The organism is Limnohabitans sp. (genome assembly GCF_044373035.1).
Classification (GTDB): Bacteria; Pseudomonadota; Gammaproteobacteria; order Burkholderiales; family Burkholderiaceae_C; genus Limnohabitans_A.
On the sequence record NZ_JBILQU010000024.1, the window covers coordinates 1 to 22,442 of the forward strand.

Here is a 22,442-nt window from a genome sequence, read left to right on the forward strand (position 1 = left end):
GCAATTCATCGAGCGCTTTGGCCAGTTCGCCAGGCACCTCTTCGTGCTGTGCCAGTTTGCGTTCCAGCTCGGCGCGTGAGTGCTCGCGCTGGCTCAAAAGCCGCAAGGCGCGGCCTTTGAGCGAGGGCTGAAACGCCGGCTTGTTCAAGCTCAGTCGCCCTTAGGTGCGGCAATGGCCGATTCGAGCATCCGGATACCCAGCGATTCGCGCACCTTGTTTTCGATTTCGCGGGCCAACGCCGGGTTCTCGCGCAAGAACTCGCGGGCATTGTCACGGCCTTGGCCGATTTTCTCGCCCTGGTAGGCGTACCAAGCGCCCGACTTGTCGACGATCTTGGCGGTGACGCCCATGTCGATCACCTCGCCTTCTCGGCTGATGCCCTCGCCAAACAGGATGTCGAACTCGGCTGTCTTGAAGGGCGGCGCGACTTTGTTCTTGACCACTTTGACCTTGGTCTCGTTGCCGATCGCGTCGTCACCTTTCTTGATGGTGCCGGTGCGGCGGATGTCCAGACGAACCGAGGCGTAAAACTTGAGCGCATTGCCGCCGGTGGTGGTTTCGGGGCTGCCGAACATGACACCGATCTTCATGCGGATCTGGTTGATGAAGATGACGGTGCAATTGGTCTTCTTGATGGTGGCGGTCAGCTTGCGCAGGGCCTGGCTCATCAAGCGGGCTTGCAGGCCGGGCAGGCTGTCGCCCATGTCGCCTTCGATTTCGGCCTTGGGGGTGAGGGCTGCGACCGAGTCGATCACGACCAGATCGACCGCGCCGGAACGCACCAGGCTGTCCACGATTTCCAGGGCTTGTTCGCCGGTGTCGGGCTGGCTGACCAGCAGCTCTTGCAGGTTCACGCCCAGGTTTTGGGCGTATTGCACGTCCAGCGCGTGCTCGGCGTCGACAAAGGCGCAGGTGCCGCCCAGGCGCTGCATTTCGGAGATGACTTGCAAGGTCAGGGTGGTTTTGCCGGAAGACTCGGGGCCGTAGATCTCGATCACGCGGCCACGGGGCAAACCGCCCACACCCAGCGCGATGTCCAGGCCCAAAGAGCCGGTGGACACGACCTGGATGTCGGCGATGACTTCGCCCTCACCCAGGCGCATGATGGTGCCTTTGCCGAATTGCTTTTCAATCTGGGCCAGGGCGGCTTGCAGGGCTTTGGACTTTTCGCTGTTGTCGTCGCTCATGAGAATCTCCTTGAATATCAATGGGTTGGGGCATCGGGTTCAGCGGTGATGTGCTGTTTACTGGATACGTGAACAGTACTGTAAACGAGCTGTATAAAACTGTAAACAGTATTTTTGGTCAGTTTGCCTTATCATTTAGCCATGTCAGAAAACAGCCATTCAAACGCCTTGAGCAGCCCTGCGCTGCAGGATGAGCGCTGGCGTCAGACGCATTTGGGCCGGCTGTTGGGCCACGCCATGCGGCGGTTTGACGAGCGCGTTCTGCACCTGATGGCGGGCAACGACGGCGTGCCGCTGGCGCTGGCCAACCTGGCCTCACGCGATCAGATCAGCGCTGCGCATGTGCACATCACCCGGCACCTGGCACTGGACGGCTCGCGCCTGACCGATCTGGCGCGGGCGGCGGGCATGAGCAAACAGGCCATGGGCGATTTGGTGGACCAGTGCGCGGCCTGGGGGCTGGTGCAGCGCGAACCCGACCCGCTGGACGCTCGCGCTCGCCGGGTGGTCTTCACCCCCGTGGGCCTGGCCTGGCTGCAAGCCTTCAAGGAAGCAGTGGCCCAGGCCGAGGCCGAATTCCGTACCGAAGTGGGCAAAGATGTCGCCACCGTGGTGGCGCTGGGGCTGGAGGCCTATGCCCATTGAGGCGAACACCACATTCAGCGGGGCGCAAGGTACAAAGCTGACACTAGAATGAACCCGCCGACACAGGCAACCGAGATAGCCGGCACCGCGCCGCAGCCACAACAACAGGAGACAGCCATGCGCATTCTGATAGCCGAAGACGATCAAGTGCTTGCTGACGGTTTGTTGCGCACTTTGCGAAGTGCGGGTGCTGCGGTGGACCACGTGGCCAGTGGCAGCGAAGCCGACGCGGCTTTGATGACCAACAACGAATTCGATCTGCTGATTCTGGACTTGGGTTTGCCCAAGATGCATGGCCTGGAGGTGCTCAAACGTTTGCGCGCCCGAGGTTCTGTGCTCCCGGTGTTGATCCTCACGGCAGCAGACAGTGTGGAAGAGCGCGTCAAAGGCCTGGACTATGGGGCTGACGATTACATGGCCAAACCCTTCAGCCTGCAAGAGCTTGAAGCCCGTGTACGCGCCCTCTCCCGCCGTGGCATGGGCGGTGCCACCTCGCAGATCAAGCACGGCCCGTTGGTGTACGACCAGACCGGCCGCGTGGCCACCATCGACGGCAAGATGGTCGAGCTGTCGGCCCGTGAGTTGGGCCTGCTGGAGGTGTTGCTGCAACGCGCAGGCCGCTTGGTCAGCAAAGACCAGTTGGTCGAGCGCCTGTGCGAGTGGGGCGAAGAGGTCAGCAACAATGCGATCGAGGTGTACATCCACCGCTTGCGCAAGAAAATCGAAAAAGGTCCGATCCGCATTGCCACGGTGCGCGGTCTGGGTTACTGCCTCGAAAAGATCCCGGGTTAGGGCCTGGCTTCCTGCACTCATCAAGCCCTGAAGCCATGAAAAACAAGGGCTGGAACATGCGGGTCTTCAAGCGCGAGCAACGCTCGCTGTTTGGCGAAATTCTCGACTGGATGCTGACACCGCTGCTCTTGCTGTGGCCCATCAGCCTGGCGCTGACCTGGTTGGTGGCGCAAGGCCTGGCCGACAAACCCTTCGACCGGGCTCTGGTCTACAACGTGCAAGCCCTGGCCCAACAGGTCCGCATGGGGCCCGATCAACAGGTGCAGTTCAGCCTGCCACAACCGGCCAGCGAGCTGCTGCGCGCCGACGAAACCGATCTGGTGTACTACCAAGTGCTGGGCGGCCGGGGCGAGCATCTGAGCGGCGACCGCGACCTGCCCTTGCCCAAACCCAACCAGATCAAAGGCAGCAGTTACCAAGTGCACATTCGGGACGACGAAATCCGGGGTCTGGAAGTGCGCGTGGCCTACACCTGGATTCAGCTGGACGTCGAGGGCACACCATCGGCCCTGGTGCAAGTGGCCGAGACGCGCGAAAAACGCTCGGTTCTGGCCGCTGAAATCATCAAGGGCGTGATGCTGCCCCAGTTTGCCTTGCTGCCGCTGGCGGTGCTTTTGGTGTGGCTGGCCCTGGTGCACGGCATCAAGCCCCTGAAACAACTGGAAGAACGCATCCGTGAGCGCAAACCAGACGATCTGAGCCCACTGGATGACAAAGCGGTGCCGATGGAGGTGGCACCTCTGTTGGTATCCGTCAACGATTTGCTGGAGCGTCTGAAAGACTCAATTTCCACGCAAAAACGCTTCTTGGCCGACGCCGCACACCAACTGAAAACCCCCTTGGCCGGTTTGCGCATGCAGGCCGATTTGGCGCAACGCTCGGGATCGAGCGAAGAAGACCTGAAAAAGTCCCTGCTGCAAATCGGTCGCGCCAGCGTGCAGGCCACGCGCACGGTGAACCAATTGTTGTCGCTGGCCCGGGCAGAAGGCGGCGTCACCCACTTGCCCTTGCAATCGTGCGACATGGCGGCCCTGTGCAGAGATGTGCTGCAAGACTGCCTGGCCAGCGCCATGGACAAGGGGCTGGACCTGGGCTATGAAGGGGTGGAAGTGGGCAGACTGGGCGCACAGGTGCAGGGCAACCCCACGTTGCTCAAGGAGATGGTGCGCAACCTGGTGGAAAACGCCATCCACTACACGCCCAACTCGCCCGAGCGCCAAGGCGTGATCACGGTGCGGGTGCTGGTCGACCCCTACAGCAAGGTGTTGGTGATGCAGGTCGAAGACAACGGACCTGGCATACCCTTGCCCGAGCGCGATTTGGTGTTTCAGCCTTTTTACCGCGTCCTGGGCACCAACGTGGACGGCTCCGGTCTGGGTCTGCCCATCGTCAAGGGCATTGCCCAGCAGCACGGTGCAACGGTCAGCATCGACATGGCCCACCCGGGCCAAACCTTGCCCGGTGCGTGCTTTACTTTGCGCTTTAGGATGACCTGAGTTAACCGGTGTCAGGGGGAGCGCGATGGGTTGGGTTCAGGCGGGCGCGCCCATGTTCAGCTGCAAGCGCTCACGCGCCATCACGCGGGCCACCGGTGGCTCTGCCGCGACCTTTTGAACAAAGTCCCAGAGGACAGGATTCGCCTCGGGTGCGATGCCCGCGATGGTGCCCCAGCGGGTGAGCGTGAGGCTGTAGGCGTCGAGTGGGCCCAAACGCTCACCGCTCAGCCAGGGCTGGCGTTTGCCGGCGGCGGTTTGAACCAGGCCTTGCAGCTCACCCAGCATGCTGCGAAAGAGCTGCGTGTTGTAAGGCTTGAGGGCGGCCTGCACCTCTGGCTGGTCCGAGAACTTTTGCGGCATGAAGATGTGCGTGAAGGTCGGGTGCACCGTGTTGTTCATCCAGGCCAGGGTGGACAGCGCCTGAGCGCGGGCCATGGGGTCGGTGGGTAAAAAGCCCATCTGCGGAAAAATTTGATCGAGGTGCAGCACGATGGCCAGAATTTGCGTGATCGGCTGACCGGTATTCACCAACACGGGCACTTGAGCGCGCGGGTTGATGGCTTGGTATTCGGCGCTGTTTTGTTCACCCTTGTGCAGTTTGACCATGCTGGGCTCGAACTCGGCACCACTCATCTCCAGCAACACATGGGGCACAAATGAACAGGCACCTGGGGCAAAGTAAAGCTTCAAGCTCATGGTTTCATCTCCGGGAATAAAAGGTCATCGGGGCGCCGCCTGTGGGGCCAACGGGGTGGGGGCGGGCAACGCGGGCGCAGGGCTGGCGATCTCCGGGACGCTGGCATCGGCGGCTGGGGGCCAGGCGTTGGCGTCTGGCAGGGCTGGTGGGGGAGGCGTTACCGAAGCAGGCGGCATGACCTCGAACTTCAGGGCTTCGGGATGCACTTGTTGCTGCAGACGCTCGGGTTCGCGCTGTTGCTGGGGGCCATGCCCCCAGCGCGCAAACGCATCCCATTGCCACGCCAGCACAGCGGCATTGAGCACCAGCAAAAGCACCAGCCAAAATTTCAACATCTTGCAGTGTCCCGTCAGGTCAAGGGTCGTACGCTGATCTCGGCGCTGTGGATGTCCTGCTCGCCGAGTTCGGTTTGCCATCGTAACGCACCCCCAGGGCCCACGCCCAGCGCCACGCCTTGCTGGCCATCGCTGGCATGCACACGTCGGCCCTTGAGCACATCGCGGGCGTCAAAACGACTTTGCAAAGGGGCAAAACCGCTGGCTTCAAAAGCCAGCAGGGTCTGAATCAGGGGCAGCGCCACCCGCGCCAAGCAAGCAGGCGCGGTCAACTCGGGCAACAACTCGGTGAGGGCCGCTGGCGGTGTGTTCAGCCCCTGTGCGTCGCGCGGCCGAATGTTCAGGCCCACGCCCACCACGACCTGGCTGCGGCCGCCCATGCTGGCGGCCTCGACCAGGATGCCGCCGAGCTTGCGGTCTTGAAACCACAAATCGTTGGGCCACTTCAGGCCCACATCGGGGTGCAGGCTTTCGGCCAGGCTCAGGCCCACGGCCAAGGACAGGCCAGACCAGTCTTGGGGCGACAGCGGCAGACTGAGCGAAAAAGTCAATGAGTCGCCCGGCTGGCTTTGCCAGACCCGGCCCATGCGGCCACGCCCTGCGGTTTGGCGTTCGGCCACCAACAAGGTCGGCTCGTACTGGCCTGCGCGGGTCCGGCGCATGAGTTCGCTGTTGCTCGAGTCGATCTCGGGCAACACCTCGACGGTGAAGTCGGGCAACAGGGGGCAAACCTGCTCCCAAACCGTTTCAGCGGGCCAAGCGGTGGGCTGGATCATGGGGCATCGTGGTGGGGGCGGTCATGCGCACCGAAAGCCAGTGAGGGGCCAACAAGGCCTTTGCAGGCAGCTGCAGCGCCTATTTTTTCTGGCCAGGGGTCTTGTCCACCTTGGCAGGTTTGGCCGCCTTGGAGGATTTCTTTTTGTCTTTGGCCTTGACATCGGACTTGTTATGGCCCTTGGCCTTGGCTTGAACTATGTCTTTGGCTTTCTCTTTGTCTTTGGTTTTGGCCTTGCCCTTTTTCTGGCTGGGCGTTTTGGGTGTGTCCTTGCGCTCTTTGGGCGACAGCAGCGTGCCCCGGCAGTTGGCGCTGCCGCACCAGCAGGGGTATTCGGCCTTGAGCTTCTTGGTGTAAGGCTCGTCGATGATCAGGCCGTAGTCGTAGTTCAGCTCTTCGCCCGCTTTGATGTTGCGAATGGCCTTGATGAAAATGCGGTCGTTGTCTTCATCGGCTTCGCAGTTGGGTGCGCAGCTGTGGTTGATCCAGCGCGAAGAGTTGCCACCAAACAGCGCGTCAATGACCCGGTCTTCGTTCACATGGAAGTAGAAGGTGTGGTTGGGGTCATTGGGGTCGTGCGGGTGGCGCTCTTGCGCCTCGTCCCAGCTGATGACCTGGCCCACGTACTCGATCAGGGTCTCGCCTTCGGCCAGGTCTTGCAGGGCAAAAACGCCTTTGCCGTGCACGCCGGAGCGGCGAACCTGGATGCGTTTGCCGGATGCGCTCGGCTGGGTGAGGCTGGGGGAGGAAACTGGGGTTTTGGCCACGGCGTGAAAAATTTGTTATGGTGAATTCATGTGGGCGTGCGCGTGAGCGCGTGCCTGGGCGCGTGCGCACACGCGAGACAACGGATTGTAATGACATGAAAACCCTGGTAATTGCAGAGAAGCCTTCGGTGGCTCAAGACATCGTCAAAGCCTTGACCCCGACCTCGGGCAAGTTCGAAAAACACGACGATCATTTCGAGAACGACAAATACGTCGTGACCAGCGCGGTGGGCCACTTGGTGGAGATCCAGGCCCCCGAGCAGTTCGACGTGAAACGTGGCAAATGGAGCTTTGCCAACCTGCCCGTCATTCCGCCGCACTTTGACTTGAAGCCCGTCGACAAAACCAAGACCCGCCTGAACGCGGTGGTCAAGCAGGCCAAGCGCAAGGACGTGAACGCCCTCATCAACGCCTGTGACGCGGGCCGCGAGGGGGAATTGATCTTCCGACTGATCGAGCAGTACGCCGGGGGCACCAAGAGCTTGGACAAGCCGGTGCAGCGCCTGTGGCTGCAGTCCATGACGCCCCAGGCCATCCGCGACGGTTTTGACAACCTGCGCACCAACACCCAGATGCAGGGCCTGGCCGACGCCGCCCGCAGCCGCTCAGAAGCCGATTGGCTGGTGGGCATCAACGGCACCCGCGCCATGACCGCGTTCAACTCGCGCGATGGCGGTTTTTTCTTGACCACCGTGGGCCGGGTGCAAACCCCCACGCTGGCCGTGGTGGTCGAGCGCGAAGAGCAGATTCGCAAATTCATCAGCCGCGACTACTGGGAAATCCATGCCGATTTCGCTGCCACCGCAGGCACCTACCCCGGCAAGTGGTTCGATCCGAAGTGGAAAAAAGAAGAAGACGCTGAAAAGAAAGCCGACCGAAAGTGGACCGCTGCCGAGGCCCAAGCCATTGTTCAGGCTGTGCGCGGCAAGACCGCATCGGTGACCGAAGAATCGACGCCCACCACGCAAGCGAGCCCCGGCTTGTTTGACCTGACCAGCCTGCAGCGCGAGGCCAACGGCAAATTCGGCTTCTCAGCCAAGACCACGCTGGCCCTGGCCCAAAGCCTGTACGAGCGCCACAAGGCCCTGACCTACCCGCGTACCGACTCGCGCCACCTGCCCGAAGACTATGTGCCCGTGGCCAAAGAAACCTTCGAGATGCTGGCCGACAGCGGCATGCGCCACCTGGCCCCGCACGCGCTCACCGCCCTGAACAACCACTACGTGCGCAAGATCCCGCGCGTGTTCGACAACAAAAAGGTGTCGGATCACTTCGCCATCATCCCCACGCTGCAAGCGCCCAGCGGTTTGTCTGAGGCCGAACAAAAGCTCTACGACCTGGTGGTGCGCCGCTTCATGGCGGTGTTCTTCCCCAGCGCCGAATACCAAGTGACCACCCGCATCAGCGTGGCTGCAGGCCACAGCTTCAAGACCGTGGGCAAGGTGCTGGTCAAACCCGGTTGGCTGGCCATTTACGGCAAAGAAGCCGCACAAGAAGTGGAAGACGCCAAGGACGGCGACAAAGGCCAGAACCTGGTGCCGGTGCAGCCGGGTGAACAAGTCAGCGTCGACTCGGTCGAGGCCAAGGGCTTGAAGACGCGCCCTCCTGCACGCTATTCAGAAGCCACGCTGTTGGGTGCCATGGAAGGCGCGGGCAAGATGGTGGACGACGACGAGCTGCGCGAAGCCATGCAGGAAAAAGGTCTGGGCACTCCCGCCACGCGGGCCGCCATCATCGAAGGCCTGATCAACGAAAAATACATGCTGCGCGAAGGCCGCGAGATGATCCCGACGGCCAAAGCCTTTCAGCTCATGACGCTGCTGCGCGGCCTGCAGGTGGAAGAACTCTCCAAGCCCGAGTTGACCGGCGAGTGGGAATACAAGCTCGCCCAGATGGAGCAAGGCAAACTGAGCCGTGCCACCTTCATGGCCGAGATCGCGGCCATGACCGAGCACATCGTCAAGAAAGCCAAAGAGTACGACCGCGATACCGTGCCCGGTGACTACGCCACCGTCACCACCCCCTGCCCCACCTGTGGTGGCGTGGTGAAAGAAAACTACCGCAGGTACACCTGCACGGGTGCCGATGGTGCCAGCGAAGGCTGCGGTTTCTCGTTTGGCAAGACGCCTGCAGGCCGCACCTTTGAGCCTGCCGAAGTCGAGCAGTTCATGCGCGACAAAAAGATCGGCCCCCTGGACGGCTTCCGCTCCAAAGCCGGTTGGCCTTTTGTGGCCGAGATGGCGCTCAAGTACAACGAAGAAGAGAAAAACTGGAAGCTCGAGTTCGACTTCGGTGACGACAAGAAGAACGAAGAGAGTGGCGAGATCGTCGAGTTCACCGACGAGTCGCTGGGCGTCTGCCCCAAATGTGGTGGCGCTGTGCACGAGCACGGCAGCAATTACGTGTGCAGCAAAGCTGTGCCGACGAACGAACAGCCCACACCGAGTTGCGACTTCAAGACCGGCAAACTCATCTTGCAGCAACCGGTGGAGCGCGAGCAAATCATCAAACTGTTGACCAGCGGCAAAACCGATGTGCTCGACAAGTTCGTGAGCAACCGCACACGCCGCAGCTTCAAGGCCATGCTGGCCTGGAACCCCGAAGAGGGCAAGGTGACGTTTGAGTTTGAGCAGCGCGAAGGTGGCAAGAAATACCCGCCGCGCAAGACGGCAGCGACCAAGACCCCATTTGGCAAAGCGGCGGCTAAAAAGACCACGGCCAAAACCGCTGCCGCCAAAAAAGCCGCCAAGCCCGCTGCCGAGAAGGCGCCGCGCAAAGCCGCCGTGGGCACCCTCAAACCCAGCCCGGCCCTGATGGCCGTGATTGGCGACGGCACTTATGCCCGCACCGAGGTGGTCAAGAAAATCTGGGACTACATCAAGGCCAACAACCTGCAAGACCCGGCCGACAAGCGCTCCATCAAGGCCGATGGCAAGTTGCAAGCGGTTTTTGGCAAGGACAGCGCCACCATGTTCGAGCTGGCCGGGATCATCGGCAAGCACCTGAGCTGAGGGGCACAGCCCTTCAGGGTGCGTGCAACACCAGCTTCACGGGCAAAGCGTCCAGCAAGGGCTTGAGCGTGTGCCAAGCAGCGACGGGTGTGGCGCGAGCGTCCACCGCCACCGGTGCATCGCCTGACGCCTGCACCTGCGGCCATTGCGCGGGAGCAAGCTGCAAGGGTGCCATCGCGTTGTGGATCAGTTTCTGCACCACCGCCGCTGTGGCCAGCGTGCGCAATTCGGGTTTGTAAATTTTGCCCACGTTGGTCACGGGCATGGCGCTGAGCACCGTGATCGATTTGGGTTTGGCGGGGCCTTCGTCCACACGCTCGGCCGTGAAAGCGAGCAACTCGGCTTCGGTCACAGGGCTGCCGGGTTTGAGGGTGGCAAAGGCCACAGGCAACTCGCCCGCATAGGCATCTGGCGCACCCACTGCCGCGCACAGGGCCACCGCCGGATGCTCACCCAGTGCGTCTTCAATCACTTTGGGGTCGATGTTGTGCCCCCCGCGGATGATCAGGTCTTTGGCCCGGCCCGACAGGTGCAGGCGGCCTTGCGTGTCGATGAAGCCCACATCGCCGGTGATGAGCCAGCCGTCGGGCGTGAAACTGCGCGCTGTCTCTGCGGCATCCAGGTAGCCAGAAAACAAATTCGGCCCTTGGTAAAGCACCATGCCTTTTTCGCCAGCGGGCAGGGTGTGCGATGTGGCCTGGTCATCGCTGCCCAGCGCCACGATGCGCACACGCGCATGCGGTAGCGGCCAACCCACGCAGCCCGCAGGCGCGCTTAAGCCCGGCGGGGCCACGGTGCTCAGGCCGACGGTTTCGGTCATGCCCAGGCTCTCGTTGATCTGCAAACCGAAGGCTTGTTCAAAGCGCTGCGCCAGCTCGGGTGGCAGTGGCGCTGCGCCTGTGCGCACCGCACGCAGGGTTGAGATGTCGGCCCCCTGCAGCGGCACGCTCGCCAAGGCTGCCAGCACCGTGGGCACGCCCGACATCAGCGTGCAGCGGTGGTGGGCCACCAGCCGCCAATAGTTGTGCACCACCTCGCGGTTGCGAAACATGGCGTCGGTGGGAATGATCACCTGCATGCCGACGGCCAACGAACACAAGGCCCCGGGCAACACGCCCGCCACATGGAACAGCGGGTAGCCGTTGATGGTCACATCGCTCGCGCGAAAGCCTTGCATGCTGGCATTGGCCCAAGCGGTGAAGACCTGCGCGCCATGGCTGTGCCGGGCCAGTTTGGGGGCTCCAGTGGTGCCGCCCGTGTGAAAGTAAGCCGCGATGTCCGTGGGCTGAAAGACCCGTTGGCTGACCAGGTGCTCGGCCACCTGCGTGGCCCGCAAGGCGTGGAAGTCTTGGGCCTCTGCAGGCAGCGCGTCGCCTGCTGGAAGAGGGCCGCCATCTGGATTGACCAGCAGCACCGTCTTCAAACCGGGCAATTGGTTTTGCAGGCGCAAGGCTTTGGCCCGCAACTGGCTGTCGTCTTCAGTGCCATGCGCGATCAGCACTTTGGCGTTGCTGGCCCGCAGCAGCGACAGCAGTTTTTCGTCGCTGAGCAAGGGGTTGAGCGGCTGCACAATGCCCGCCGCTTCGCCGCCCCACAGCGCCAGGTGGTAGGCCAGGCCGCCGGGCAACAGAACCCCCACGGCGTCTTGAGGGCCCACACCCAGTTGGTGCAGCAAATTGGCGGTTTGGTGGATGCCTTGCAGCAAGTCGCGGTAGGTCCAGGTGGTGGACGCACCGCCGGACTGGCCCGTGTGCAAAAAGCTCAGCGCAGGCTTGTCGGCATGCACCTGGGCACTGGCCCGGATCAGCGCATAGGTGCTGGCCCAAGGCACGGCCTCGGCCAAGGGCGTGGCTTCGATGCGTTGGAGGTCGGCCAAGCTTTGAACGGGCGATGAAACAGTCAGGTGCATGACCGATGTTAGCCAGCGCCTGACGCAGGCTTTGTCTCGCAAGTGGCAAGCGGGTGCTTGTCAAACCGCCAGTCATGTCAAGATGCCCGCTTTGCCACCACCATTCAGGGGTCACCGATGCACGATGCCAGCGCCCTACCCACTTTTGAAGATGTGCTCGCCGCCGCCGCGCGGCTGCAAGGGCATGCCCACCGCACGCCGGTGCTGCAGTCGCGCACGCTCAACGCGCAGTTGGGCGCGCAGGCCTTCATCAAGTGCGAAAACTTTCAGCGCATGGGGGCCTTCAAGTTTCGGGGTGGCTTCAATGCCCTGTCGCGATTGAACCCTGCCGAGCGCCGCGCCGGGGTGGTGGCTTATTCATCGGGCAACCACGCCCAGGCTGTGGCCTTGTCGGCGCAAATTCTGGACATCCCGGCCACCATCGTCATGCCGCACGACGCCTCGCCCGCCAAGCTGGCGGCCACACGCGGCTATGGCGCGCAGGTGGTGGGCTACGACCGCTACAAAGACGACGCGCTGGCCATTGCCCAAGGCCTGGCCGCCGAGCACGGCATGCGCTTCATACCGCCGTTTGACCACCCTGATGTGTTGTGCGGTCAAGGCACAGCCGCGCTGGAGTTGTTTCAGGAAGTGGGTGAGCTGGACGCCTTGTTTGTGTGCCTGGGTGGTGGCGGCCTGCTCAGCGGCAGCGCCCTGTCGGCCAAAGCCTTGTCGCCTGCTTGCAAAATTTACGGCGTGGAACCCGAAGCCGGCAACGATGTGCAGCAATCCTTGCAACAGGGTCAGCGGGTGCGCATTGCCACCCCGGTGACGATTGCCGACGGCGCTCAAACGCCCATGGTGGGCGAAATCACCTTCGAGATCATCCGCCGCCTGGTGGACGCGGTGCACACCGTGACCGATCCGCAGCTGGTGCAGGCCATGCGTTTTTACGCCGAGCGCATGAAGATGGTGGTCGAGCCCACGGGTTGTTTGTCGCTGGCGGCGGCCATTCAGGCCAGCGAGCAGCTTCAAGGTCAGCGCGTGGGCATCATCGTGAGCGGCGGCAACGTGGATTTGGGCCGCTTTGCGCAGCTGATCAGCCAAGGCTGAGGCCTGCGGTTCACTCGCATCTTCACGGGTTGGCGTTCAGCCGATTCGCCCTGTAGAGGGTGTGGCAGCGGGATTCGAAAAAGTCCGTCCCACCACCCGCGCCATCTCCAGGCACTTGTTCGAGTATCCCCACTCGTTGTCGTACCAAGCCACCACCTTGATGAAGGTGCTGTCCAGTGCGATGCCCGCGTTGGCATCGAACACACTGGTGCACACCTCACCCCGGAAGTCGGTCGACACCACCTTGTCGGTGGTGTAGCCCAGCACGCCCTTCATAGCCCCTTCGCTTTGCGCTTTCATCTCGGCGCAAATTTCGGCGTAGGTGGCAGGGCTTTCCAGCTCGGCCGTCAGGTCCACCACCGACACGTCCGACGTGGGCACACGAAACGCCATGCCCGTCAGCTTGCCCTGCATGGCCGGGATCACCACACCCACCGCCTTGGCCGCGCCCGTGCTGCTGGGGATGATGTTTTCCAGAATGCCGCGACCGCCGCGCCAGTCCTTGTTGCTGGGGCTGTCCACGGTTTTTTGGGTGGCGGTGGCGGCGTGCACCGTGGTCATCAGGCCGCGTTTGATGCCCCACTTGTCGTGCAGCACTTTGGTGATGGGGGCCAGGCAGTTGGTGGTGCAGCTGGCGTTGCTGATGATGGCTTGCCCGGCATAGGACGCATGGTTGACGCCGTACACAAACATGGGCGTGTCGTCCTTCGAAGGCGCTGACATGACGACTTTGTTGGCCCCTGCGGCCAGGTGCTGGCCCGCGCTGTCCTTGTCTAAAAAAAGCCCTGTGGCTTCGATCACCACATCGGCACCGACTTCGTTCCACTTCAGCTGTGCCGGGTCGCGCTCTTGCGTCAGGCGGATGCGCTGGCCGTTGACCACCAGGGTGTTGCCATCCACCGCGATGCTGCCTTTGAATCGGCCATGCACGCTGTCGTATTGCAGCATGTAGGCCAGGTATTCGGGCTCCAGCAGATCGTTGATGCCCACGATCTCGACGTCGTTGAAGTTCTGCACCGCTGCGCGCAGCACCATGCGGCCAATGCGGCCAAATCCGTTGATGCCGATCCTTGTGGTCATGAAAGTCTCACTTTCGTTGGATGTGTCAGTGGGGGCTGCTGCCGTTGTGGGGCCATCGCCGATGTAACCATCGTATGCGAATTTATGAAACTTTGTTACATGCCGTGCGTGTCACATGGGATTGTTCTGGTTGTGTAACTGGGTGCGATCCTTGCGCTGTGCGCCAAGACGGCCCATCAGCGATGGTCACCTTGCCGCATGCCAGCGATAAACTGCTCCTGTGTGCACCAACTTCACCCCGACAACAAACGCCCAATGGGTCAAGGAAAAACTCGGCGTTGACCTGCCTGCAGGCTTCCCCGAGGAGTCGTACCCCGGGTTTGCATCCCCCATCGTGGTCAAGAGTCACCGGACGGGTCGGGTCGCTTGCGGTCTGGCCCGGTTTGGCCTGATCCCGGCATGGGCCAGGGATGACAAGATCAGCCGCCACACCTACAACGCCCGCAGCGAGACCACCGCAGAAAAACCCAGTTACCGCACCGCGTGGCGGCAGCGGCAGTTTGGCCTGGTGTTGGTCGACAACTTCTATGAGCCCAGCTACGAGTCCGGCAAGGCTGTGCGCTGGAAAATCGCTCTGGCCAACGGCGATCCGTTCGGCATCGCCTGCCTGTGGGACCGCTGGACAGACCCGGCCTCGGGTGAGCGGGTGGTGAGTTTTTCGATGCTCACGGTCAATGCCGACGCGCACCCGGTGATGCAGCAGTTTCACAAGCCCGGCGATGAAAAACGCACCCCCGTGATCATCGCCCCCGAGCGGCACGGTGCCTGGCTGAGTGCCGATGTCTCCCAGGCTGCCGAGCTGATGGGCTGGCCGCACATGCCGGCGCTGGCGGCCTGTCCAGCGCCCCGGATGTCAAGCCAAAGTTCACTCGCCGCGCCCAATATGGCAACTTGAAAGACTGGCTATTTATCCAGTATATTCAGGCGATGTCTTCTCCTCTTGATTCTTCGCTTTCGCCGGTATTTGTTCCAGACACCCCCGTCTGGCTGGATGTCTGCACCTGGCCCGTGGCGGCAGGTTTTCCATCGCCTGCCGCGGACCACACGCGCAAACGCATTGACCTGAACGAGCACCTGATCCGCAACAAGGAAGCCACCTTCATTTTCCGGGTCAAAGGCGACTCGATGAGTGGCATCGGCATCTATGAGGGCGACGAGCTGTTGGTGGACCGCTCCATCGAAGCCAAGCACGGCAACATTGTGTTGGCAGTGCTGAACAACGACTACACCGTCAAACGCCTGTACCGCAGAGGCGGTGTGGTCAAGCTGATCGCAGAGAACCCGCTGTACCCACCCATCGTGGTCAAGGAAGGCGAGGAGCTGGTGATCTGGGGCGTGGTGACGCGCAACCTGCACAAGCTGTACTGAGCCATGGCCCCGCCGAAGGTGCAAGCCCTGGCGCTTGTGGATTGCAACAACTTTTACGTCAGCTGCGAGCGGATCTTCCGGCCCGATCTGACGCATGTCCCGATGGTGGTGCTGTCCAACAACGACGGTTGCGTGGTGTCCCGCTCCAACGAGGCCAAAGCTTTGGGCGTGAAAATGGGCGCCCCCTGGTTTGAGTGCACGGCACTGGCCGAGCAACACGGCATCCTGGCCATGAGCAGCAACTACGCCCTGTATGCCGACATGTCGAACCGGGTCATGAACATCCTGAGCGAGTTTTCGCCCCGCAGCGAGGTGTATTCGATCGATGAATGCTTTGTGGATCTGACGGGCACCCCCCAACTGCGCGACGTCAGTTACGCCATGCGCGAACGCATTGGCATGTGGACGGGCATGCCGGTCTGCGTGGGCATTGGCCCCACCAAGACCTTGGCCAAACTCGCCAACCATGTGGCCAAGAAGCACCCCCGCTCCAAAGGCGTCTTCAACTACAACGCATTGAGTCCCGAGCAAAAAACCCAGTTGCTCGCACACATTTCAGTGGAAGAAGTCTGGGGGGTTGGACACCAACTCACACAAAAGCTGGCCAGGCATGGCGTGCACACCGTGCAAGACCTGCGTGTGGCCCATGTGCCGACCTTGAGGGCCGAGTTCGGTGTGGTGATGGAAAAGACCCAGCGCGAGTTGCAGGAGGTGCCCTGCATAGCGCTGCAAGAAATCCAACCCGAGCGGCAGCAGATCATCTGCAGCCGATCGTTCGGCGGCATGGTCACCGAGTTGGACGTGCTCAAGGACGCGCTGTCCACATTTGCGGCCAATGCCTGCGCCAAGCTGCGTGCGCAAAACAGCCACGCTGCGGTGATCCAGGTCTTCTTGCAAACCAACCGGTTTCGCAAAGAGTTACCGCAATACATGCCCAGCCTGGCCGTGCCACTGCCCTACCCGACCCACGACAGCCTGGAGGTCAACCGATGGGCCAGTTATTTGTGCGAGCGCATGTTCAAGCCCGATTACCAATACAAGAAGGCCGGGATCATGCTCAGCGAGATCAGCCCGGTCACACGCAGGCAAGGCGATCTGCTGGAGCCCGAAACCACCAGCAACGCCAAGCTGATGCAGGCGCTGGACCAGCTGAACCAGCGCTATGGACGCGGGACGGTGAAGGTATCCACCCAAGGCGCGTTCAAGGGTTGGCAGATGCGGCAAGAGCGCAAGTCGCCCAATTACACAACGTGTTGGGATGCCATCCCTGTGGTTTGACCCCCTCAGTCATCCCAATGCCAACGCATGCGGATGGGCGGTCACTCCCCCCAGCGCGTATGGAACTTGCCCGCTCGGTCGGTGCGCTGGTAAGTGTGGGCGCCAAAGTAATCGCGCTGGGCTTGCAGCAAGTTGGCTGGCAAACGCGCTGCGCGGTAGGCGTCGTAATAGCTCAGGGCGCTCATGAAGGCGGGCACGGCCACGCCGCGCAGGGCCGCCATGGCCACCACTTCGCGCAGGTCTTGTTGGCAGTCGGCCATGACGCGGACAAAGTGCGGGTCGATCAGCAGATTGGGCAGGTCGGCTTGGTTTTGGCAGGCGCGGCGAATGTCTTCGAGCAAATGCGCACGGATGATGCAGCCGGCACGCCAGACCGAGGCGACCTGGGCCATGGGCAGGTGCCAGTGGTGTTCGCGGTCGGCAGCGCGCAACAGGGCAAAGCCCTGGGCGTAGGCGCAAATTTTGGCGGCCAGCAAGGCGCGGCGCAGCTTGCCCAACATGGCACCGCGCTCGGGCACCGTGGCGGCGCTCGGCCCCGACAACAGCTGCGAAGCGGCCACGCGCTCGGTCTTGATGGCGCTCAGGGTGCGGGCGAACACCGCTTCGGCAATGGTGGGGGCGGCAACGCCCAGGTCCAGCGCGATCTGGCTGGCCCATTTGCCTGTGCCTTTTTGCTCGGCCGTGTCCAAAATCACATCCACCAGCGGCGCACCCGTTTCGGGGTCGGTCGTGGCCAGGATTTGTGCGGTGATGTCGATCAGGTAGCTGCCCAATTCGCCATCGTTCCATCGTTCGAATTCGGCGGCCATGTCGGCCGGGGCCATGCCCAGGCTTTGCATCAGCGCGTAGGCCTCGCAGATCATTTGCATGTCGGCGTATTCGATGCCGTTGTGCACCATTTTCACGAAATGGCCCGCCCCACCCGGCCCCATCCACTGGCAACACGGCTGCCCGTCTTCGGCCCGGGCAGCGATGGCTTGCATCAGGGGCTGGATCAGCGGCCAGGCTTCGGGCGAGCCGCCGGGCATGAGCGCCGGGCCAAGCAAAGCGCCTTCTTCGCCGCCGCTGACCCCCGCGCCCACATACAAAATGCCCGAGTCCTGCAGGGCAGCGATGCGGCGCTGGGTGTCGGTGTACAGCGTGTTGCCGCCGTCAATGAGCACATCGCCTGCCGACAACAAAGGGCGCAGCTGCGCCAGCACCTGGTCCACCGCCGCACCGGCGGGCACCATCATCCAGATGCGCCGGGGCACTGTGAGGCTGGCCACCAGTTCGGGCAGCGACGACGCGGCTTGTGCCCGCAGGCCCTGCGTGCGCACCGCGAAGTTCTCGCGGCGAGCAGCGTCCAAGTCAAACCCGCTGACCGAAAACCCGTTGCGCTCCAAGTTGAGCGCCAGGTTTTCGCCCATCACGCCCAAGCCCACCAGGCCGATGTCCATGGCTTGCATGTTTGCGTTGACTCCTTGTTTTCAATCGCCGCATCCACCAACAGAGCGGGCGTGCGGATTGTCGTTGGCGGTCGATGCGCCAGGTGTCGCGCACCTGTCGCCAGCAAGGAGTACCCAAAAAACTGACCAGCTTCGGGCCGCAAAGCCCTGGCTTGACAGGTTGTTCAACCGACTCAGTCGAGCCATCAGCCCCTTCCCGGAATCTCCGCGAGCAGTTGCTCCACATGGGCCTTGGCTTTTTCGAGCGAGGCCATGCTGCCCGTCAGGTACATGCGGCCACTGGCTCCAATCATGCTGCACTCGACCAGGGTGAGGTCGGGTGCGACTTTCTCGGCTTCGTTGGCCATGTGGGCACCAAACAAGGCCGGGGCCACTTCCATCAGCAGCATGTGGTCGCCGGGCAACACCATGCTGGCTTGGCGTGTGCGGTTCATCAGCACGGCGTGCTGATCGGTCACGTCTTCCAGAATGTCGCTGTACAGCAGGTGCGGGCGCAGCTGATCTTGGGCCTTGGCGCCCATCCAGTCCAGAATGACCTGGCCTGCACGCTTGAGCGCAGCGCCATCGTTGCTGTGCAACTCCAGCACGCCGAACTGCCGCTCGACGGCCAGAATGCCCGGCTCCAGCGTGGGCTCGGCTTTCAGGGCCAAGTCAATCACGCGCTGGATGGACAGCCCGGGGGCGATCTCGACCAGCAGCGCGTGGGTGCCTTGCATCGCCACGTAGCCGCGCGCGCCCAAAGGCGAACTCATCCACGAAGAGAACTGGGGCTGCAGGTCGGTGAGCGTCAGGTAAACCCGAAGCTCAGCGGCCGGCTTGGCAGGCGCTGCGGTTTTTTTAGTTGTGGCCATGCGGCCTCCTTATCTGCAACAGCCTGCGATCACTTGCCGTCGAAGGCTTTGGATACGTCAGCGTGTGGGCGTGGAATGACGTGGCAAGACACCACTTCACCGATCGCGCCTGCGGCTTCAGCACCGGCTTCGGTGGCGGCCTTGACGGCACCCACGTCGCCCGAAACGATGATGGCGACGAGACCGCCACCAACTTCTTTTTTGCCAACGATGTTGACGTTGGCGGCTTTGACCATGGCGTCAGCGGCGGCGAAAGCAGCAACATAACCTTTGGTTTCGATCATTCCGATGGCTTGTGACATGAGAGTCTCCTTGAGGGGTTAAAAAAAGAAAGGGTTGAGGGAAGGGTTGAGGGGGAAAAATTCAACGCATGGGCGTTGGGGTGTCGTAGTCATCCAGCGAGGCGATGATGAGCGCATCGGCCACCACACGCGGGTGGGCCGGGGCGAACCACCAGGCCGCAGGTGCGCCGATGGTGATCATCACGCGCTCGCCAATGCCGCAGCCCATGGGGTCGTAGCAGACCACCACGTCCTTGGGGTAGTCCAGTTGCACCTCCAGCAATGCGCCAGCGGGCAACTCGGGCAGACGTTTACTGGCCACGATGCGGCCGATCACGGTTCCTGTTTTCATGGGGCAGTTCCTCGGTCAATGGTGATGCCCCGCTTGCGCAGGGCTTCTTTGCCCAAAGGGGTCAGGACCGCTTTGGGGTGGATGCGAACGGTTTTCACGCTCGGCGGCAGGGTTTTGAGCAGCTTCTCGCCGATCACGCCCTGGAGTTCGGGCACGTCTTCTTTATGGTCGTGCATGTCGCAGGTGTCGCCCTTGCACTCGCAGGCTTTGCCTTCTTTGCACGAGGAACAGCACGCAGCCGGGTCGATGGCGGTGGTAGCGGCCATGGCCGACGTCACGGGTGCAGCAGGTGCAGCAGCGGCCACTGCCTTGACGGCTGCCGCGTCCACCCGCAGGTCAAAACGCAGCAGGCCCGATTGCGCCGCCTGCAGCAGTGCCGGGCTGGCGGCCAGGCGTTTGAAGAGTTCTGTCAAAGCTTGCGCGTGGGCGCCGGTGCCTACACGCAAGGGCACCACCACGCCCTGGGGCACAGCCGCTGGCGCCGCAGCCGCAGGCTTGGGCGCGCCAATTTGCTTCCAATAAGCGTCTTTGACAGCGATCAGGCCATCGCGAATCTGGTACACGTCGGTGCCGTCCAGCGTGAGTGCCTTGCCACCGGGCAAGGGCACGCTCACCTTGTAGTTTTGCACCACGGTCTGGCCCAGCACATTCAGGTGCGAATCCGAGAACTTGGGGCCGGTGGGGCTGGCAAAGCGCTCCTTCAAGAACGCCTGGCAGGCTTCGCGGCCACGGAGCACGCGCGAGTCGGGCAAGGTCCACACCACATCGGGCGCAAAGCAGGCCACGATGGCTTCTGCATTGACCATTTCGTAGCCTTGTTCGAAGCGGCGCATCAAGGCGGCCACCGAAGCGGGGTCATCCTTGGCTCGGCCCGCCCCCAAAGCCGTGCGCACCTGCGCCCGGATTTGTTCGCGCAAGGCGTCTGTGCTCATGCGGCACCTCCTGCATCGCGGATCACAGCTTCGGCCACGGCGGCTGCGGCACGAACGTCGGACGCATTGCCCGACAGGTACAGGCGACCGGCTGGCCCCATGAAACGGCAGTCGATCAGCTTCACGTTGGCGGCCTTCTCGGCTTCGTTGGCCACCAGCAGCGCGTATGACGAGGTCGTCATCTCCATGATGTAGAGCGATTCGCCGGGCAAAAGCATGCTGCCCGACTTGCTGCGGTTGATCAAAAACGCGTGGTAGCCATCGACCCGGTCAATGACTTTGGAGGCCAAAATTTCGGGCTTGAGCACGCTTTTCTCGCTCACGCCCATGGCTTCGAGCACCGCAGCACCGGCCGACTTGACCGACGAAGAAGACTGACCGTGGAACTCCAGATAGCCGAACTGACGCTCGACCACCAAGTTACCGGGCTTGACGTTGTCATGCTTCAAGGCGATGTCGGTCAACCACTCGATGTCCATGCCGGGGGCCACTTCGATGACCATGGCGGCGTCGTTGTGGCGCGGCAGGAAACCTCGGGCGGTGGATCCGATCATGCACATCAGCTGTGGCTGCAAGCGGTCCAGAAAAATGTAACTGCGCAAAGTGGACATGAAAGGCTTTCAGCGAAGGTTTTCGAGTTCTTCCTGCACGATGCGCAGGACCATGGCCTGAAGTTCAGGCGTGAGGGTGGACAGTTGGCCTGGGGCCGCTGACACACCTGAAGACAGTGCTGCGCCCGAAGCCATGGCCCCGGCCCAGCCGCCGGGCAGCGGAAAGGCCACGCGTTTCCAGTTGACCAGCAGCTCGGGGCCGACGTTGCAGTCCACCGAGCTTTTGCCCGCGTAACCCGTGCCGATGGTGAAGGTGTAGGGCAAGCCGGTGTTGGCCCCGGTGCTGTCGTGCACCGTGGAGCCATTGACGACCACGCGGTAATAGTCAAGGGCTGCGCCCCAGACCACCGCCTGCTCGGCGTTGGCGGTGTGCACGCCCGAGGTGTGTCCTGCGCCGCTGTGCTGCAGCATGAGGCGCGCCACCTCAATGGCCTGGTCCATGCCCGGCACCACCACGCAGCCCAGTATGGGTGAGAGCTTTTCCTTGAGCAGCACATGGCCTGCTTGCGGCAGGGCAATGGGGCACACCAGTGCCTGGCCATCTTGCGGCACCTGCACGCCTGCGGCTTGGGCAATCTCAAACGCGGGGCGGCCGACCACCTTGCCGTTGAACTTGCCGCCGGGGAAGGCGTGGTTCTGGATTTTCTGCGCTTCTTGCTCGGAGCACACATGCGCACCCTGACGCGCCAGCGCTTGCTGCATCTGCGCGGCGATGTCAGCGTGCAACATGATCACAGAGGGGGCCGAGCAGGGGCTGCCATGGTCAAAGTTTTTGTCGGCGACGATGGTTTTTGCTGCCGCTTCGATGTCGGCGCTGGCGTCCACATAAATCGGCACATTGCCCGAGCCCACGCCAATGGCGGGGTTGCCCGAGCCGTAAGCGGCGCGCACCATGGGCGTGCCGCCGGTGGCCAAGATCACGTCGGTGCGGGCATCGCGCATCAGCGCGCCTGTGGCCTCGACGGTGGGGCGGGTCAGGATCTGCAAGGCATGGGCTGGACCACCGGCTTTTTCAATGGCCGCTTGCAGCTCTTGGGTCACGGCGGTGCAGCAGCCCAGCGCCACCGGGTGCGGCGAAATGACCAGCGCGTTGCGCGTCATCAGGCACAAAATGGTCTTGAAAATGATGGTGGCCACCGGCGAGGTGGAGTTGGACAAACCCACCACCACGCCGGCAGGGCGGCCGATTTCGACGATGCGCAGCGCATCGTTGCGGCGCACGCCGCCCAGCGCCACATTGTCCCAAGCGGTCGGCGTGAGTGTGCACGCAATCTGGTTCTTGGCGATCTTGTCGGCCACTTTGCCGATGCGGCTTTCGCGCACGGCCCACTCGGCATAAAACTCAGCACGCGGCAGCAAGGCGGCGGCCACTTCTTTGGCCACCCGCTTGCCTTCTTCGGGCGTCCACAGCGCCAGCGTGGCAGCGGCTTGCCGGGCGCGGCCCAACAAGTCACGGGCCTCTTGCAAGGCAGCCAGGTCGTGGTCGGCCAGATCGATGGGGTTGCTTGAACTCATGTCAGAAGGTGTCTCACGT

General features: G+C 62.5%; 22 protein-coding genes and 1 pseudogene. 8 read left to right on the forward strand and 15 right to left on the reverse strand.

What is annotated here, in order from left to right:
- Positions 1–148: pseudogene (locus ACIQ47_RS05740) on the reverse strand (recombination regulator RecX); the annotation flags it as partial.
- Positions 149–150: 2 nt separating this feature from the next.
- Entirely contained in the window at positions 151–1,188 is a 1,038-nt protein-coding gene (recA, locus tag ACIQ47_RS05745) for a recombinase RecA (RefSeq protein ID WP_396437233.1), read from the reverse strand.
- A 141-nt stretch (positions 1,189–1,329) separates the two neighbouring features.
- On the opposite strand from recA, the gene ACIQ47_RS05750 reads away from it, so the two are divergent.
- The 3 genes from ACIQ47_RS05750 to ACIQ47_RS05760 all read left to right on the forward strand — a co-directional run bounded on the left by ACIQ47_RS05750 (position 1,330) and on the right by ACIQ47_RS05760 (position 4,121).
- Positions 1,330–1,833, forward strand: coding sequence for a MarR family winged helix-turn-helix transcriptional regulator (locus tag ACIQ47_RS05750; RefSeq protein WP_396437234.1), 504 nt, complete (start codon positions 1,330–1,332; stop codon positions 1,831–1,833).
- Between the two features lie 117 nt (positions 1,834–1,950).
- The gene (locus ACIQ47_RS05755; RefSeq protein ID WP_396437235.1) at positions 1,951–2,625 is read left to right on the forward strand and encodes a response regulator; all 675 of its coding nucleotides are present in this window, start codon (positions 1,951–1,953) and stop codon (positions 2,623–2,625) included.
- Between the two features lie 56 nt (positions 2,626–2,681).
- Entirely contained in the window at positions 2,682–4,121 is a 1,440-nt protein-coding gene (locus tag ACIQ47_RS05760; protein ID WP_396437260.1) for a sensor histidine kinase, read from the forward strand.
- 36 nt (positions 4,122–4,157) lie between these two features.
- Here the strand turns inward: ACIQ47_RS05760 and ACIQ47_RS05765 are convergent, their stop codons facing one another.
- From ACIQ47_RS05765 to ACIQ47_RS05780, 4 genes are all read right to left on the reverse strand, one after another.
- Positions 4,158–4,817 carry a glutathione S-transferase family protein gene (locus ACIQ47_RS05765; RefSeq protein WP_396437236.1) on the reverse strand — a complete coding sequence of 220 codons (660 nt, stop codon included), beginning with the start codon at positions 4,815–4,817 and terminating at the stop codon, positions 4,158–4,160.
- 24 nt (positions 4,818–4,841) lie between these two features.
- Positions 4,842–5,153, reverse strand: coding sequence for a hypothetical protein (locus ACIQ47_RS05770; protein ID WP_396437237.1), 312 nt, complete (start codon positions 5,151–5,153; stop codon positions 4,842–4,844).
- 14 nt (positions 5,154–5,167) lie between these two features.
- Entirely contained in the window at positions 5,168–5,929 is a 762-nt protein-coding gene (locus ACIQ47_RS05775) for a biotin--[acetyl-CoA-carboxylase] ligase (protein WP_396437238.1), read from the reverse strand.
- A 79-nt stretch (positions 5,930–6,008) separates the two neighbouring features.
- Positions 6,009–6,695, reverse strand: coding sequence for an SET domain-containing protein (locus ACIQ47_RS05780; RefSeq protein WP_396437239.1), 687 nt, complete (start codon positions 6,693–6,695; stop codon positions 6,009–6,011).
- A 95-nt stretch (positions 6,696–6,790) separates the two neighbouring features.
- Between ACIQ47_RS05780 and ACIQ47_RS05785 the strand changes: the two genes are divergently transcribed.
- Positions 6,791–9,706, forward strand: coding sequence for a DNA topoisomerase III (locus ACIQ47_RS05785; protein WP_396437240.1), 2,916 nt, complete (start codon positions 6,791–6,793; stop codon positions 9,704–9,706).
- 13 nt (positions 9,707–9,719) lie between these two features.
- Here ACIQ47_RS05785 and ACIQ47_RS05790 read toward each other — a convergent pair whose 3' ends face one another.
- Positions 9,720–11,615: an acyl-CoA synthetase gene (locus tag ACIQ47_RS05790; protein ID WP_396437241.1), complete on the reverse strand. Its 1,896-nt coding sequence runs from the start codon at positions 11,613–11,615 to the stop codon at positions 9,720–9,722.
- A gap of 117 nt (positions 11,616–11,732) precedes the next feature.
- Here ACIQ47_RS05790 and ACIQ47_RS05795 point away from each other — a divergent pair, with 117 nt between their 5' ends.
- A complete protein-coding gene (locus ACIQ47_RS05795) occupies positions 11,733–12,707 on the forward strand; it encodes a threo-3-hydroxy-L-aspartate ammonia-lyase (protein ID WP_396437242.1) in 975 nt (324 codons plus the stop codon).
- A 36-nt stretch (positions 12,708–12,743) separates the two neighbouring features.
- On the opposite strand, the gene gap is transcribed toward ACIQ47_RS05795, so the two are convergent.
- On the reverse strand, positions 12,744–13,787 hold the full coding sequence (gene gap / locus ACIQ47_RS05800; RefSeq protein WP_396437243.1) for a type I glyceraldehyde-3-phosphate dehydrogenase: 1,044 nt from the start codon (positions 13,785–13,787) through the stop codon (positions 12,744–12,746).
- Between the two features lie 220 nt (positions 13,788–14,007).
- Between gap and ACIQ47_RS05805 the strand changes: the two genes are divergently transcribed.
- The 3 genes from ACIQ47_RS05805 to ACIQ47_RS05815 are packed head-to-tail and all read left to right on the forward strand — an operon-like array spanning position 14,008 to position 16,433.
- Positions 14,008–14,682: an SOS response-associated peptidase gene (locus tag ACIQ47_RS05805; RefSeq protein WP_396437244.1), complete on the forward strand. Its 675-nt coding sequence runs from the start codon at positions 14,008–14,010 to the stop codon at positions 14,680–14,682.
- 32 nt (positions 14,683–14,714) lie between these two features.
- The gene (locus tag ACIQ47_RS05810; RefSeq protein ID WP_396437245.1) at positions 14,715–15,155 is read left to right on the forward strand and encodes a LexA family protein; all 441 of its coding nucleotides are present in this window, start codon (positions 14,715–14,717) and stop codon (positions 15,153–15,155) included.
- A 3-nt stretch (positions 15,156–15,158) separates the two neighbouring features.
- Complete coding sequence (locus tag ACIQ47_RS05815; protein ID WP_396437246.1) at positions 15,159–16,433, forward strand: Y-family DNA polymerase; 1,275 nt, start codon at positions 15,159–15,161, stop codon at positions 16,431–16,433.
- A gap of 41 nt (positions 16,434–16,474) precedes the next feature.
- Here the strand turns inward: ACIQ47_RS05815 and gndA are convergent, their stop codons facing one another.
- The 7 genes from gndA to ACIQ47_RS05850 form a co-directional block, all read right to left on the reverse strand.
- Positions 16,475–17,881 (reverse strand): NADP-dependent phosphogluconate dehydrogenase, encoded by a 1,407-nt coding sequence (gene gndA / locus ACIQ47_RS05820; protein ID WP_396437247.1) that lies wholly within the window; start codon positions 17,879–17,881, stop codon positions 16,475–16,477.
- Positions 17,882–18,066: 185 nt separating this feature from the next.
- Positions 18,067–18,732: a microcompartment protein gene (locus ACIQ47_RS05825; RefSeq protein WP_396437248.1), complete on the reverse strand. Its 666-nt coding sequence runs from the start codon at positions 18,730–18,732 to the stop codon at positions 18,067–18,069.
- A gap of 29 nt (positions 18,733–18,761) precedes the next feature.
- Positions 18,762–19,034 (reverse strand): BMC domain-containing protein, encoded by a 273-nt coding sequence (locus tag ACIQ47_RS05830; protein WP_019427480.1) that lies wholly within the window; start codon positions 19,032–19,034, stop codon positions 18,762–18,764.
- A 61-nt stretch (positions 19,035–19,095) separates the two neighbouring features.
- Positions 19,096–19,365 (reverse strand): EutN/CcmL family microcompartment protein, encoded by a 270-nt coding sequence (locus tag ACIQ47_RS05835; protein ID WP_396437249.1) that lies wholly within the window; start codon positions 19,363–19,365, stop codon positions 19,096–19,098.
- The gene (locus ACIQ47_RS05840; RefSeq protein WP_396437250.1) at positions 19,362–20,297 is read right to left on the reverse strand and encodes a nuclear transport factor 2 family protein; all 936 of its coding nucleotides are present in this window, start codon (positions 20,295–20,297) and stop codon (positions 19,362–19,364) included. The genes ACIQ47_RS05835 and ACIQ47_RS05840 overlap by 4 nt, the downstream gene beginning before the upstream one ends.
- Complete coding sequence (locus tag ACIQ47_RS05845; RefSeq protein ID WP_090139652.1) at positions 20,294–20,908, reverse strand: BMC domain-containing protein; 615 nt, start codon at positions 20,906–20,908, stop codon at positions 20,294–20,296. The genes ACIQ47_RS05840 and ACIQ47_RS05845 overlap by 4 nt, the downstream gene beginning before the upstream one ends.
- Positions 20,909–20,917: 9 nt before the next feature.
- A complete protein-coding gene (locus ACIQ47_RS05850; RefSeq protein ID WP_396437251.1) occupies positions 20,918–22,423 on the reverse strand; it encodes an aldehyde dehydrogenase family protein in 1,506 nt (501 codons plus the stop codon).
- Between the last annotated feature and the right edge of the window lie 19 nt (positions 22,424–22,442).